12 protein-coding genes are annotated in these 13,743 nt (G+C 55.4%); 9 read left to right on the top strand and 3 right to left on the bottom strand.

All coding sequences use genetic code 11. From position 1 onward, the window contains the following. Window positions 1–3,401 (bottom strand): immunoglobulin domain-containing protein (locus tag WCO56_08430; protein ID MEI7729586.1); only part of this gene is annotated, 3,401 nt, incomplete at its 3' end. Between the two features lie 624 nt (window positions 3,402–4,025). Beyond that, window positions 4,026–5,306, bottom strand: a complete 1,281-nt coding sequence (locus WCO56_08425; GenBank protein MEI7729585.1) for an ATP-binding protein — start codon at window positions 5,304–5,306, stop codon at window positions 4,026–4,028. 680 nt (window positions 5,307–5,986) lie between these two features. Here WCO56_08425 and WCO56_08420 point away from each other — a divergent pair. The 8 genes from WCO56_08420 to WCO56_08385 all read left to right on the top strand — a co-directional run bounded on the left by WCO56_08420 (window position 5,987) and on the right by WCO56_08385 (window position 12,412). After that, window positions 5,987–6,337: a hypothetical protein gene (locus tag WCO56_08420; protein ID MEI7729584.1), complete on the top strand. Its 351-nt coding sequence runs from the start codon at window positions 5,987–5,989 to the stop codon at window positions 6,335–6,337. Window positions 6,338–6,908: 571 nt separating this feature from the next. Beyond that, a complete protein-coding gene (locus tag WCO56_08415; GenBank protein ID MEI7729583.1) occupies window positions 6,909–8,060 on the top strand; it encodes an aminotransferase class V-fold PLP-dependent enzyme in 1,152 nt (383 codons plus the stop codon). A gap of 165 nt (window positions 8,061–8,225) precedes the next feature. Further along, the gene (gene rpsP / locus WCO56_08410) at window positions 8,226–8,477 is read left to right on the top strand and encodes a 30S ribosomal protein S16 (GenBank protein ID MEI7729582.1); all 252 of its coding nucleotides are present in this window, start codon (window positions 8,226–8,228) and stop codon (window positions 8,475–8,477) included. Window positions 8,478–8,497: 20 nt separating this feature from the next. Next, window positions 8,498–8,749, top strand: coding sequence for a KH domain-containing protein (locus WCO56_08405; GenBank protein MEI7729581.1), 252 nt, complete (start codon window positions 8,498–8,500; stop codon window positions 8,747–8,749). Window positions 8,750–8,780: 31 nt separating this feature from the next. Beyond that, window positions 8,781–9,527: a tRNA (guanosine(37)-N1)-methyltransferase TrmD gene (gene trmD, locus WCO56_08400; protein ID MEI7729580.1), complete on the top strand. Its 747-nt coding sequence runs from the start codon at window positions 8,781–8,783 to the stop codon at window positions 9,525–9,527. Between the two features lie 3 nt (window positions 9,528–9,530). Further along, a complete protein-coding gene (gene rplS, locus WCO56_08395; GenBank protein MEI7729579.1) occupies window positions 9,531–9,902 on the top strand; it encodes a 50S ribosomal protein L19 in 372 nt (123 codons plus the stop codon). Between the two features lie 139 nt (window positions 9,903–10,041). After that, window positions 10,042–11,451, top strand: coding sequence for an RIP metalloprotease RseP (rseP, locus tag WCO56_08390; GenBank protein MEI7729578.1), 1,410 nt, complete (start codon window positions 10,042–10,044; stop codon window positions 11,449–11,451). A gap of 7 nt (window positions 11,452–11,458) precedes the next feature. Next, window positions 11,459–12,412 carry a sugar phosphate isomerase/epimerase family protein gene (locus tag WCO56_08385; protein MEI7729577.1) on the top strand — a complete coding sequence of 318 codons (954 nt, stop codon included), beginning with the start codon at window positions 11,459–11,461 and terminating at the stop codon, window positions 12,410–12,412. A gap of 3 nt (window positions 12,413–12,415) precedes the next feature. On the opposite strand, the gene trmB is transcribed toward WCO56_08385, so the two are convergent. Further along, on the bottom strand, window positions 12,416–13,024 hold the full coding sequence (gene trmB, locus WCO56_08380) for a tRNA (guanosine(46)-N7)-methyltransferase TrmB (GenBank protein MEI7729576.1): 609 nt from the start codon (window positions 13,022–13,024) through the stop codon (window positions 12,416–12,418). A 244-nt stretch (window positions 13,025–13,268) separates the two neighbouring features. Here trmB and WCO56_08375 point away from each other — a divergent pair, with 244 nt between their 5' ends. Further along, the gene (locus WCO56_08375) at window positions 13,269–13,589 is read left to right on the top strand and encodes an RNA-binding protein (protein MEI7729575.1); all 321 of its coding nucleotides are present in this window, start codon (window positions 13,269–13,271) and stop codon (window positions 13,587–13,589) included. The last annotated feature ends 154 nt before the right edge of the window (window positions 13,590–13,743 follow it).

The following is a 13,743-nucleotide window of genomic DNA, read 5'->3' as shown; positions in this document are numbered from 1 at the left end:
ACCGTCAACTTCACCGCTCCGCTATTGGTCCAGTCCGCCAGCGAAACGTCATTGCTGGGACAGAACAGCCCGTAGTAATCCCCCTTGCGCGCCAGGAACGTGTTGGCCATAAAGTTGGCCACCAGCGTCGTATTCGAGCGCAGGGTGAACTGCAATACCGGCTTATTGGTCAGCACCATGTCGCCGCACATCCAGTTCGAGAAGATGCTCCCCGTCAATGGCGTGGCCGTCAACGGATAGTTCTTGCCCGCGTCCTGCATGGTATTGGTGGAGGGCGTCACCTTGCCATACCCATTGCCGCCATACCCCACCCGCAGCGTGTTCACCACGTAATTTACCTTCAAAAGGTTGGTGAGTGAAAAATTCCCCGCCATATCAACCGCGTAGAGTTTGATGGTGTTGGTGCTGGGAAGCAGGTCATTCACACTCGCCTGCCAATTGGTGGTGCCATTGGCCGTTTGCCACTGTCCATCGTTGAGTTGATAATAAACAACGGCCAACGGACCACCAGCATCGGTAATACGACCAGTGACCTGTATGCTGCTCCCCACGCGGGCATTGGGCATTGGTTTGCTGATCGTCAGGCTGGGTTTTGCCCCATCCACCGTCAGTATTGCCGGTGGGGTGCTGGTCACGCTGCCCAAGGTATTGGCAACGATGACTTGATATTTCCCGGCATGGATGGCACTGACATTATTGATGGTATAAACCGCGTTACTCGCACCCGGCACCGTTATGCCATCTTTCGTCCAGCGATAACGCAGCGGCGCAGACCCTGTTGCCTGCACTTGAAACTGAACGGACTGACCTGGTTGCACCGCCATACTTGTCGGCTGTTGTACAATAACAGGCTTGGCGGTGGGCGCAAAATTCGCCGTCAGCACCAGGTTGGATTTCATCACAAAGGTGTAGTTGGCCGTCGTCGCGACCACCGTAGCCGCGCCGCCGCCCACCTGTTCCATCCAATTCGAGAGCATGTAACCTTGGCTTGGCACGGCCGTGACTTCAAAGCGCATCCCTACCCCAAGGGACTGATTATTCAGGTCAGGAGAAACACGTCCCAACCCCGTAGTCTGCACCGTCAATGTATCGGCCAACACTCTGAGAATAGAAATAGCATTTGTTTTCGAGGCGTTCCCTGCCGCATCCAGGGAAAAAGCGAGAACATAATTGGTACCTAGATTTAACGTGATAGCTGCTTGCCAGTTGGTCGTACCAACAGCAACGAGCCATGGCCCATCGTTTAACTGATAATGCACGGCAGCAATAGAATGATTATCCCAAGCAGTGCCGACAACCACCACAAGACTGTTTGTCACCATGCTTTCAGTGAGCGGAGACGTTATCGCCGAAATTGGCAGTACGCCATCTACCGTTAAAACCGCCACCTCACTGGTCACACTGCCAGAGATGTTGGTAAGGATGACCTGGTAGTTACCGGTATCTGTGGTAGAGACAGTGTTCACCGTGTAAACCGCGTTACTCGCACCCGGCACTGTTATGCCATCTTTCGTCCAGCGATAACGCAGTGGCGCAGACCCTGTTGCCTGCACTTGAAACTGAACGGACTGACCTGGTTGCACCGCCATACTTGTCGGCTGTTGTACAATAACAGGCTTGGCGGTGGGCGCAAAATTCGCCGTCAGCACCAGGTTGGATTTCATCACAAAGGTGTAGTTGGCCGTCGTCGCGACCACCGTAGCCGCGCCGCCGCCCACCTGTTCCATCCAATTCGAGAGCATGTAACCTTGGCTTGGCACGGCCGTGACTTCAAAGCGCATCCCTACCCCAAGGGACTGATTATTCAGGTCAGGAGAAACACGTCCCAACCCCGTAGTCTGCACCGTCAATGTATCGGCCAACACTCTGAGAATAGAAATAGCATTTGTTTTCGAGGCGTTCCCTGCCGCATCCAGGGAAAAAGCGAGAACATAATTGGTACCTAGATTTAACGTGATAGCTGCTTGCCAGTTGGTCGTACCAACAGCAACGAGCCATGGCCCATCGTTTAACTGATAATGCACGGCAGCAATAGAATGATTATCCCAAGCAGTGCCGACAACCACCACAAGACTGTTTGTCACCATGCTTTCAGTGAGCGGAGACGTTATCGCCGAAATTGGCAGTACGCCATCTACCGTTAAAACCGCCACCTCACTGGTCACACTGCCAGAGATGTTGGTAAGGATGACCTGGTAGTTACCGGTATCTGTGGTAGAGACAGTGTTCACCGTGTAAACCGCGTTACTCGCACCCGGCACTGTTATGCCATCTTTCGTCCAGCGATAACGCAGCGGCTCGGAGCCAGTCGCGACGACTTGGAATTGGGCGGGTTGTCCAGGGCGTAACACCTGGCTTTGTGGTTGTTGCAGGATGGTTGGGCGCGTGGGTGAATTCGTCAGCGTGAGTGTGGCCACAATACTGGTGGCCACACCATAGCCATTGCTGGCCACCACAAAATAGTTTCCTTCGTTCGGTGCTTGGGCATTGGTAATTATAAGCGAATTATTGGTGAAGCCGGATAGTGCATGACCGTTAAAAATCCATTGCAGCGAAATCGGCTCGTTTCCTCCAGTTGAAGTGGCAAACGTGACAGTGCCACCCACAAGATTGGTCAGGCTCTGCGGCTGCACGATGAAGGTGGGCGAAAGCACCACGGACACTTCCACGTAGAGCAGGTCGGCGGCGGTTACCGTGGCCGCTGTGGCTGGTTTCAACACCGGCAGTTCCGCCAGCATCCCGCCCAGATTCAGTTGATTGATAAACGTGTTTGCCGGGCCGGGATTGAAACGGTTCAGGATGTTGGTATCGGAAACCACCCGCCCAAATACGGTAAAGCCGCCACTGTTATTGGTGTCATCCAAGCTCGCTGAATTGTCCGCAAGGTTGAAAAAGAACTGCGCGGTCGCCGAATTGGGATCCGAAGTTTTGGCCATCGCCAGGGTGCCATAAACATTACTGTGGAAGCGTCCCACGTTGAACTCATTGGTGATGGGCAGATAAGTGGAAATATATGCCAGCGTTTGATTGGTCGTCCCCCGGTTGGTGACCATCAACCCGCCGCCTTGCACCACCCAATTCGTCACCACCCGATGCATGATCATGTTCGCATATAAACCGTTTTGCACGTAACGGAGAAAATTCTGCACGGTCACGGGCTTATCCGCATCATACAACTGCACTTGAATATCGCCGAGCGCCGTACGGAACCGCACCACCGTCCCGGCGTTGCCGGGAACCAGGCTGAGGAACCAACACAACAGCAGTAGCAGGACAGCCGAGGGATGGCGGATTGCGAATGGTGAATTACGGAATACGACAAAACCGGGCCGGCTGAAAAGAGCGGACGCTGGCGTGCAATGACCGCCAAGCAGGTTGCAAAGTAATTTTGGACTGAGCATGGGAGTAGTTCCTACCGGATTAGGGAAGAAATGTAAAGTCTTGAAAAAGGGGAAGCCGAACATGGCAGATAAACAAATGCGGATTTCGGATTTCGGAATGCGGAATGCGGAGTGATTTTGCTAAAAATAGGAAACCGGACATGGCAAAAATATTATCTGGCATAAAAATTGGGAACAAATTTATTTTGCAGAAAAATGATATGAAGGAGAGAGAAAGTCAGAGGCAGTTATCAGTTATCAGTGAACGGTCAATTTCAGTTCCAATTTTTTTGCCATGTTGGGTATTTTGGATTCATTCCGCACTCCGCATTCCGCATTCCGAAATCAAAGGTTCCGCCCTCCGCTGAGGTCCGTGTCCTCAGTGTCATCCGTAGTCAATTTCGGTTCCAATTTTTTTGCCATGTTGGGTATTTTGGATTCATTCCGCACTCCGCATTCCGCATTCCGAAATCAAAGGTTCCGCCCTCCGCTGAGGTCCGTGTCCTCAGTGTCATCCGTAGTCAATTTCGGTTCCAATTTTTTTGCCATGTTGGGTATTTTGGATTCATTCCGCACTCCGCATTCCGCATTCCGAAATCAAAGGTTCCGCCCTCCGCTGAGGTCCGTGTCCTCAGTCGTCAATTTTTAGGTCGAGAGCAGATAACGCCAAGCGTCGCTCATCTGGATGCCGTCCGGTGGTTTACGGGTGGTACGCTCATGCGCCACCAGCACTCGTTCCGCCCGTGGAAATCTCGTTCCCGCCGCTTCCAATGCGGCAATCTCGCGTTCCCAAGTTTGCGATTGCGAGGTGGAGTAGGCCACGTTGATCAGTTGCTCGGGCTGCTCGCGGTTCACCACCAGATCCACTTCACGCTCCCCGGCCAGATAGCCCAAGTCCTCGCGCCGTCGGCGCCAATGAAGGAATACGGCGGTCTCCAGTTTTTTCCCAACGTCAATACTGGGTTCGGCGACAAATGGATACGCCAGCGCCCAATCAATGGCGTGGAGCTTCTTCGGATTCACCGCCTGTTTGCGCAACGAACGTTCCGCCACCGGCAGTGTAAAGACGACAAACGACTCCTCCAGGTAGCCAGCATAGTTGTAGAGCGTGTCCTTTGAAAGCGCCAGTCCTTGCGAGCGGAAGTCCAGGTAGAGTTTGTGGACGTTGAAGAGCGAAGCCGGATGGCCCAGGCAATGCCGAAGCAAACGGCGCATCACCAACGGATTGGCCACCTTATAGCGCTCCACCAAATCCCGGTAAAACACCAGGTCCACGTACTCCTTGAGGATGCGTGGTCGCAACGCCTCGTCGGCGAGGACCACTTCCGGCAGACCACCGGTCTTAAGGTACTCTTCCAACGCCGAAGCCATGCGACTTTCGGAGGACCGCGAATACGGCTCGTGTGTCAGGCCGCGAAATTTCAGGAATTCAACGAACGAAAGGGGAAACACCTCGTAGGATACGCTCCGGCCACGCAGTCCCGTGGCCAGTTCACGCGATAGCAGGTGCGAGGAGGAACCGGTGACAAAGAGGCAGACATCCTCCGTGTCATGCAGACGCCGCACATAGGTTTCCCAGGCAGGGACACTCTGCACCTCGTCGAAGAAGAGAAACTTTTTGCGGCCCATCACCGCGGGATATAACTCTTCGTGCGCCCGTAGAATCAGGTCGAGTTCGCCGACCTGGATGGGGAGGAGCCGGTCGTCCTCAAAATTGAGGTAGAGCAACTGTCGCCGATCCACGCCCTGGGCTTCCAGCCGCCGCATCGTCTCATATAGGAGATACGTCTTACCGCTGCGGCGGATGCCAATCAGCGCGACGACCTTGCGTGAATCAAGAGGTAATGCCAGCGTCCGCGGGGTGGCCACCGGCCATGGCCGGGTGGTTGACTGAGCCAAAACGTATTTCAGTGTTTCCTTATCCATGCGGAAACAATATACTATTTCATTCTCTTCATGCAAGGAAATAATGGCGACATCGCAATCATGGTGGCGAAACAGGCATGGCAAAAAATGGGAACCAACTCCTTTTGCAGAAAAACATGTCGGCAGAAAAATGATGCGAAGGAGATAGAAGCTGAGAGGTAGTTATCAGTCATCAGTTACCAGTTATCAGTTCTGCCATGTTTGGGTTCGGTCATTCCGCACTCCGCATTCCACATTTAAATTTGCTGGCTATTCAGATCACGCCAGTTGCTGCTTTTCACCCCAAGATCCTGTGTGGTTATCGCCTTCATCAGCACAACCGATGGTGGTTGCTGGCGTCAACTGCATAGCCAGATTAAATTATTCTCCTCCCGGAGGCAACCACCTTTCTCAGTTCTGTGGTACGCTCTCGGGTGTGGGTCATAGCGGACCGCGCGTTTGCAGTCCGCCAGACACCGTGTGTCGCGACCCGCATGACTGAAAAACGATAACGACATATTGCGATGAAAACTCAAATTCTGGTGCTGGAAATTCCAGCTCCTGACTCCAAACTCCTATCTTCTTTAGTTCCATTTTTTACCTGCCATATTTATGCCATATTCCTCACTCCCCTTTCGCGTCTATTCGCGTATTTCGCGGGCATCCATGCCTGTCTCTGAAATTTGAAATCTGAAATTCCTATGTGGCCCCACAAATTCATCTCCCGCATCATCCGCCCCAAAATCATCAAGCCGGTCATCATCCGCGCCATCATCCGCATCGCCCCGAAACGGATTGGCCCGCGCCCCAAACCATCCCTCATCACGCAATACTTCCGGACCGCCCAACGGTTCATGAACCTGGATCGGATGCTGTTTTCCAACAGCTTCGCCTTTTGCCAGAACTCGTTGCGCCAGCTTCTGGCCACCTTCCCGCAACCAAACTGCACCACCCCCCTGCAAAATGGACCAGCGTCGGTTGACTCCCAATCCTCACAACTGTCTGTTTTACATCAACTTATAAAAATGACGTCCGTCGAAGCCACTTCCTGAAAATTTCATTTTTGGTACAGAAACGGTCCACTTTTGGTCCAGTTTTCTGTGTATTCAAACTCCTTGCTCCAAGCTCCTAAATTCTTCGGATATATTTTTCTGCCCGAAAATATTTCTGCAAAAGTTTCCTGGTCGTTTTCGTGTACAATTTTATCACAATTTTATCACAATTCTCAAACTACACCGCTCCCACCGGTGTAGTTTTGGACTACTTTTGGAGTGGTTTTCGCAGTTCCCGTAGCCGATTGCCGTCCCGTTTGACGTGACCAACCAGCGCCACAGGGCTGCATCAAGCTCGGTTTGGTTCAAGCTGGAAGCGGCGGCTCGGGGGTTCCCATGGCCGCGGAATTACCCGAAAGAAAGTGAATCCATTTAAGCCGATTCCCTCAGCCGGATAATGAAATCCTCTCCCCGAGGGAGAGGAAACAGGTGAGGGGGTACGGAACCACAGACCCTGCCCAACTCGTAGTATTCGTAACGCACCAACGCGCTGGATGCAGCCCTGCCAGCGTCAATCTGTTAGAATTATGCATTGTCAATTCCCCATGGTTTCCGCCATCATAAACCCCCTATGAATATTGCCGAACTCCTGGCCAATGAGACCTTGCGGCACGATGCCTTCCCGGTGACCCGGGAACGGATTTTCCTTGGCCACGCCGGGGTCTGCCCGCTGCCACGCCGCGTGGCGGAAGCCATGGCCCATGTCTCCCTCAATGGCATGTCGAACGACCAGGAAACCGGGCTGCTCGACGATTTCATTACCACCATTCGCGACCGGGCCGCCCAATTATTGCACGCGGACGCCGCAGAAATCGCCCTCGTGGGCCCCACCTCGGTGGGGCTAAGCCTGGTGGCCAACGGCCTTTCCTTCCGCAAGGGCGACAATATCGTGGTGTACTTCGACGATTATCCGTCCAACGTGTACCCATGGATGGCGCTCGCCGAGAAAGGCGTGCAGGTGCGGTTCCTTAATACGCGGGGCCTGGGCCGAATCCGTCCGCTCGATGTCCTCGGCCAGGTGGATGAACAAACCCGGTTGGTGGCGCTGGCCTCCTGCCATTTCCTGAGCGGCTGGCGCCTGGATTTGGAGGCGATTGGCAAAGGGCTGCGGGCACGCAACGTCCTATTTTGCGTGGACGGCATCCAAACGCTCGGGGCGTTTCCCACCACCGTCGAGCATGTGGATTTCCTCGCGGCGGACGCGCATAAGTGGCTGCTGGGCCCCAGCGGAGCGGGCATCCTGTACGTGCGCAAAGCGGTGCAGGATCGGTTGCGCCCGACGCTGCTGGGTTGGCACAATGTGCGGTGCCCCGATTTTGTTACGCAAGAGCGGTTGACGTATCGCCCGGACGCGCGGCGCTACGAGGCCGGCACCAACAACCTGGTCGGCTTGGCGGGCTTGAGCGCGGCCCTGGCCCTGATCTTGGAGGTTGGGCTGGACAACATCGCGCGGGAACTGCTGCGCAAACGGGCCTGGCTGATCCCCGCGTTGCAGGACAAGGGCTGGACGGTGTTAAACGCGGACGCGCCGGAAAATAACCAGGGCGGCATCTTCACACTGGCCCGGCCGGACACCGATATCCCAGCGGTCCAGGCGCGCCTGCTGGAGGAGAATGTCGTCACCTCCCTGCGCGCCGACCGTTCCGGCAAACGCTACCTCCGCTTATCTCCGCATTATTACAACACCGATGAGGAACTGCGCAAGGTGGTGGAACTGCTTTAATTTTGAACCGGTGGGCACGGCTTTTGGGGGCACCCTAAAAAAAATTGAAAACAGGGCTTGCCAAGGGAGCGGACGCTAACTAGGCTTTGCCCTCTTTTTGAAGAGTTAGTGAAAATGGTGTTCGCCGGGTAGTCTGGACGAACGCCGCATGAGAATACATAGATTATGCCAGTACGAATTCGTTTGAAGCGCGTCGGGGCCAAAAACAGCCCCATCTATCGCATTGTGGTGGCGGATGGCCGCAGCCCGCGCGATGGTAAATTCATTGAAGAATTGGGAACCTATTGGCCGCGCAAAAAGGACGACAATGTGAAACTCGACATGGAACGCGCCAAGCATTGGATTTCCAAGGGCGCCCAGCCGAGCGACACCGTCGCCAGCTTTATGCGGCGCATCAACAAAGCGGTCGCCGCTTAATTCCTGACGCGCTACGGTTTATGCAAGCCTTTCTTGAATACGTCGTCAAAGGGCTGGTGGACCACCCGGACGAGGTGAAAGTCACCCCGGTGGACAGAGGCGGTCTGACCGTCTATGAGCTGCGGGTGAATTACCGGGACATCGGCAAGGTCATCGGCAAGGAAGGCGCAATGATTCACGCCATCCGGTCGCTCCTCCTGGCGGGCAGTGCCAAAAAAGGCATCCGTTGCTCGCTGGACATCGTCGAGGACCAGCCGGCGGCGCAAGGATGACTGGGTGGCGGAAACGCCGCCCATACCGAGCATGAAGATTGACGTGCTCACCCTGTTCCCCGGCATGTTTACGGGGCCGCTGGACGAAAGCATTGTCCAACGGGCGCGCAAGGCAGGGATACTGGATTTACGAATGGTCAATCTGCGGGACTTTACCCATGACCGCCATAAGACGGTGGATGATCGTCCGTTTGGCGGTGGGCCGGGGATGCTGTTAAAGCCCGAACCGATCTTTGAAGCAGTGGAAACGCTGGCGAATGCGGAGACGCGAATGATTCTCACTTCGCCGGCGGGGCGCGTGTTCAACCAGGCGATTGCCCGGGAACTCGCGCTGGAGAAGCATCTCCTGATCCTGTGCGGCAGTTACGAAGGCGTGGATGAACGGGTGCGCGAGACGCTGGTGGATGACGAATTATCCATCGGCGATTATGTGTTAACCAACGGGGCGCTGCCGGCCATGGTGATCATTGACGCGGTGACCCGGTTGTTGCCGGGGGTGTTGGGTGATGATGAGAGTTCGCAGGATGAGTCGTTCAGTCACGCCCTGCTGGAATATCCGCACTATACACGTCCGGCGGAATTCAGGGGACTAAAGGTCCCGGAAGTGTTGCTCTCCGGGCATCATGCGGAAATCGCGGCCTGGCGGCAGGAACAGGCGGTCATCCGCACGCGTGAGCGGCGGCCGGATTTATGGGCGACGGTAGCTGGGCAATACCGCGAGGCACCGGGGAAAAAGAAGCAGAAAACGCGCGCGGAAGCGCCAAACGAAGAAACATGATTTATGAACCAGGTAATACTTGATAAAATTGAATCGGCACAGATTAAGAAAGACGTCACCAAGTTCAACGTTGGCGACTCCGTCCGCGTCCACACCAAAGTGGTGGAAGGCGACAAAGAGCGCATCCAAGTGTTTGCAGGGGTTGTGATTGGCCGCCGCGGACACGGACTCAACGAAAATTTTACCGTCCGCCGCATCAGCTACGGCGAAGGGGTGGAGCGCGTTTTCCCGATCAACTCACCGCGCATCGAGAAAATCGAAGTGGAACGCCATGGCGACGTGCGGCGTGCCAAGCTCACCTACCTGCGCAACCGTATCGGCAAAGGTGCCACGCTGGTGAAGGAAAAAGTAGCGGCAATACCTGCGGCCAAGTAATAAACGGGGTTAAAATCACCGAGCGAGGCCAATCCGGCCTCGCTTTTTTTGTGATTTTTCCGCCATTATTAGTTGCCAGCAACTTTGGGCCGTGTACATTTAGCTGCGCAGATTAGAATTTTTAAACCGAAGCAGTGAAATGGAAATTTTAAAGTTCCTATTGATTATTGTCGAAGTGCTGGTGTTGTTCAACCTGCTCATCATTGTGCATGAGTTGGGCCATTTTCTTGCCGCGCGCTGGCGCGGGCTGGCGGTGGATCGGTTTGGCGTCTGGTTTGGCAAGCCCATCTGGGAAAAGGAGTTTCGCGGCGTAAAATATTGCCTCGGCTGGATCCCGGCCGGTGGATTTGTCTCCCTGCCGCAGATGGCGCCCATGGAGGCGATTGAAGGCAAAAATGAATCCAGTGAAAACCTGCCGCCGATCTCGGCCTTGGACAAGATCATTGTGGCCTTTGCGGGTCCCCTGTTCAGCTTCCTGTTGGCCCTCGCGTTTGCGGTCATCGTCTGGGGCGTTGGTCGCCCGGTGAGCGAGTCGGATCGCACCACCACCATCGGGTACGTGGCCAAAGAGTCCCCGGCGGAAAAGGCGGGGCTAAAAGCGGGCGACAAGATCCTGGCCATTGACAACCATCCTGTGACCCGCTGGTCGGGCATCGGTGACAGCATCAAATGGCGTATTATCAGCAGTGAAGAGGAAAAAATCACGTTGACCGTGTTGCGCGACGGCCAGACCAAAACCTTCGAGGCCACCCCAAAGAAGGAGGCGACCAAGTTCTGGGAACGCAAGGGCCTGCGGGAAATCCAGATCGAACCCGCCCAAACCTGTATCGTGGCTTATGTCGCCTCCAACAGTCCGGCCATGCTCGCGGGCATCCAGACGAATGATATCGTTCAAAAAATCAATGGCCTGCCGGTTTTCAGCCCCTCGGCGGTGCTGGATGCGGCCGAGCGGTCCGGCTTCGCCCCAATCACCATTGAACTCAAACGCGGGGTTCAGATGCTGACCAAAACGGTCAAACCCGAATTGCCCATTTCGCCTCCCGGTGAAACCAAACCGCGTTTGGGTTTGGGCTGGGACGTGCAGCTTTATCTGGATAACCCGGGGCCACTGGAGCAGATTCGCGACAGTTTTAATTCCATGGTGAACACGTTTACGGCATTGTTCTCCGCCAAGTCCGATGTCAAACCGCAGCACCTGAGCGGCCCGGTGGGCATCATGCGCATTTACTACATGCTGTTCCAAAGTGATTATGGGTGGCAGTTGGCCATCTGGTTCAGCGTGATTTTCAATGTCAACCTCGCCTTGTTGAACCTGCTGCCCATCCCGGTGCTCGATGGCGGCCACATTGTGCTGGCCATTATCGAGGGCATTCGTCGCAAGACGGTTAGCGTGCGCATTCTTCAGCATGTCCAAACCGGCTGCGCGCTGGTCATCATCAGCTACATGCTTTATTTGACCTTCTACGATATCACCGGCATGGCTGGCAAACACGAGAAAGCGCGCGGCCCGCTACAGTTTGCCCCGAAAGCCTCCCAATCGGGCAGGTAAGCGTTGCATGAGCAACTTGGTTTCACGCCGACAATTTCTGGGGACCAGCGCTGCCGCCGGTGTCGCTGCCACCACCGCTCCATTGGCGATCCCGGCTGCCGAGCGGTCCGACAAAGCATTTCGGTTTGGGTTCTCCCTCAATGCTGGCACCATTCGCGGCCAAAAACTGGCCTTGCGTGAACAAGTACTGACCGCTGCCAAGGCTGGCTTCACCGGATTTGAACCGTGGACGAACGACATCAGCAAGTTTTTGGAGACGGGTGGGTCCCTGAAGGAGTTGCGCCAGGTGGGCCAGGATTCCGGCGTGCAGATCATCAGCGCGATCGGCTTTGCCGCTTGGATCGTCAATGAGGACGACGCGCGTGCCAAGGGAGTCGAAACCTTGAAGCGCGAGATGGATTGGGTGTCGCAATTGGGCGGGAAGAACATCGCCGCACCGCCGGCGGGCGCCACCAAAGCCGGTTATGTCTTGGACCTGAACCAGGCCGCCGAACGCTACCGGGCGATCCTCGAACTGGGCCACGAGTTTGGGATCCGACCCATGCTCGAGATTTGGGGCTCCTCTGCCAACTTGAACCGGTTGCCCGAGGCTATTTATGTGGCGGCCAAAACCGCACATCCCGATGCCTGCATCCTGGCGGATGTGTACCATCTGTACAAGGGCGGCTCAGATCCCGCCGTCCTCCGGCTGCTGGGCCGCAACGCGACGCCGATCTTCCACCTGAATGATTACCCGGCCAACCCGCCGCGAGAAACCATCAAAGATTCCGACCGCATCTGGCCAGGCGATGGCGTAGCCCCACTCAAACAGTTGCTCACCAATCTGGCGGACAACCATTGCGACGTGATGTTGTCCCTCGAATTGTTCAATCAGGAATATTACAAACTCCCGGCGCTGGAAGCCGCCAAAACCGGGCTGTCCAAAATGAAAGCCGCCGTGGCTGCCGCCGGGTTGTCGTGATTTTTATCCCTGCTTTTGATACGCCGCATGGCGCGTGGGAATGCCTTGCGCGTTGAACTCCCGTTCAAAATCCGTGACGAGGCCGCGCAATTCCACCGGGGTCTCCACCGCTTGAAATTGCGGGCTGCCGGCGAAGGCCGCCAGCATCCACTCGAAATACTCCACGTTATCCGTGCGGAGATAAATTACCCCGCCCGGCGCCAGCACCCGGTGCGCCAACCGGGTGAAGCGTTCGTTGATCAAGCGGTTTTTGTGATGCTTACGCTTTGGCCATGGGTCGGGAAAGTAGATGTGCAAGGCGCTCACGGATTCACTCGGCAGCAAGTACTCCACAAAATAACTGGCCTCAATTCGCAGGACGCGCAGGTTGGTCAACCCGGCGCGCAGTCCTTTGCGGTCCAACTTGCGCAAGCGGCCCAGCAGGCGCTCCACCCCAATGAAATTTCGGGCAGGCTGCCGGCCGGCGTACTGGGCCAGGAACGAGCCGTCCCCACTGCCCAATTCTACCTCCAACGGCTGGGCAGCGGAAAATAAGGTATGAAACGGCACCGGTTCCACCAGGGAAGCCACCGGATAAATCAGCGTGACCGCCCCAATTTTTCTCTCGATCATATCCATTTTTCTCAGGCTATCAGACGGGGAGTAAAAAGGCGACCAGGAATTTCGTTCAAACCAGGCATTTTCTCTGATTGACGACGGCCAGTGTTTTGGTAAAAAGTAAGGGCATCAGCACAAAGAACAACCGTGGTCGGTGTCAGCACGACAGATGTCGGTAAGGCCGGTTGGCGCGACATAAGTTCCTGCGCAATTGCAGTAATTTCTTCCCACGTTGCTTTGCGGCGGATGCAACAGCATTATGAATGAGTCCAGATTATTCGTGGGGAACCTTGCCTTCCAAACGGGTGAAAACGACCTGAGGGAACTCTTTTCCAAGGTGGGCCCGTTGACTTCGGTCAACCTGATGGTGGATAAATTCAATGGCAAATCCCGCGGCTTTGCCTTCGTGGAATTTGCCTCGGCGGAAGACGCCAAAAAGGCGGTGGAACAACTCCACAGCAAGGAATTCCAAGGCCAGGAAATGACCGTGAATATCGCCCGTCCGCGCGAGGAGCGCTCCCCGCAGCCAGCGGGTGGCGGATTCCGGGGTGATCGCCGGGAGGATCGCCGGCAGGCCTGAGCGGCCGCCCAACGCCCCCTGTTTTTTAGCGCAAATGGCACGCGTGGCGTGCCGCTTTCATTTCGTGCGATGGAGACGGATGCTGTTTCTCCTACTTAATTTAAGCAGAGTTGCTATGAATGCCCGCGAATACGGATGCTTTTGATTTGCCAGG

This window comes from Verrucomicrobiota bacterium, assembly GCA_037139415.1.
In the GTDB taxonomy this organism is placed as follows: Bacteria; Verrucomicrobiota; Verrucomicrobiia; order Limisphaerales; family Fontisphaeraceae; genus JBAXGN01.
Note: the sequence above shows the minus strand (reverse complement) of the source record. Positions and strands in the feature narration are given on the sequence as shown.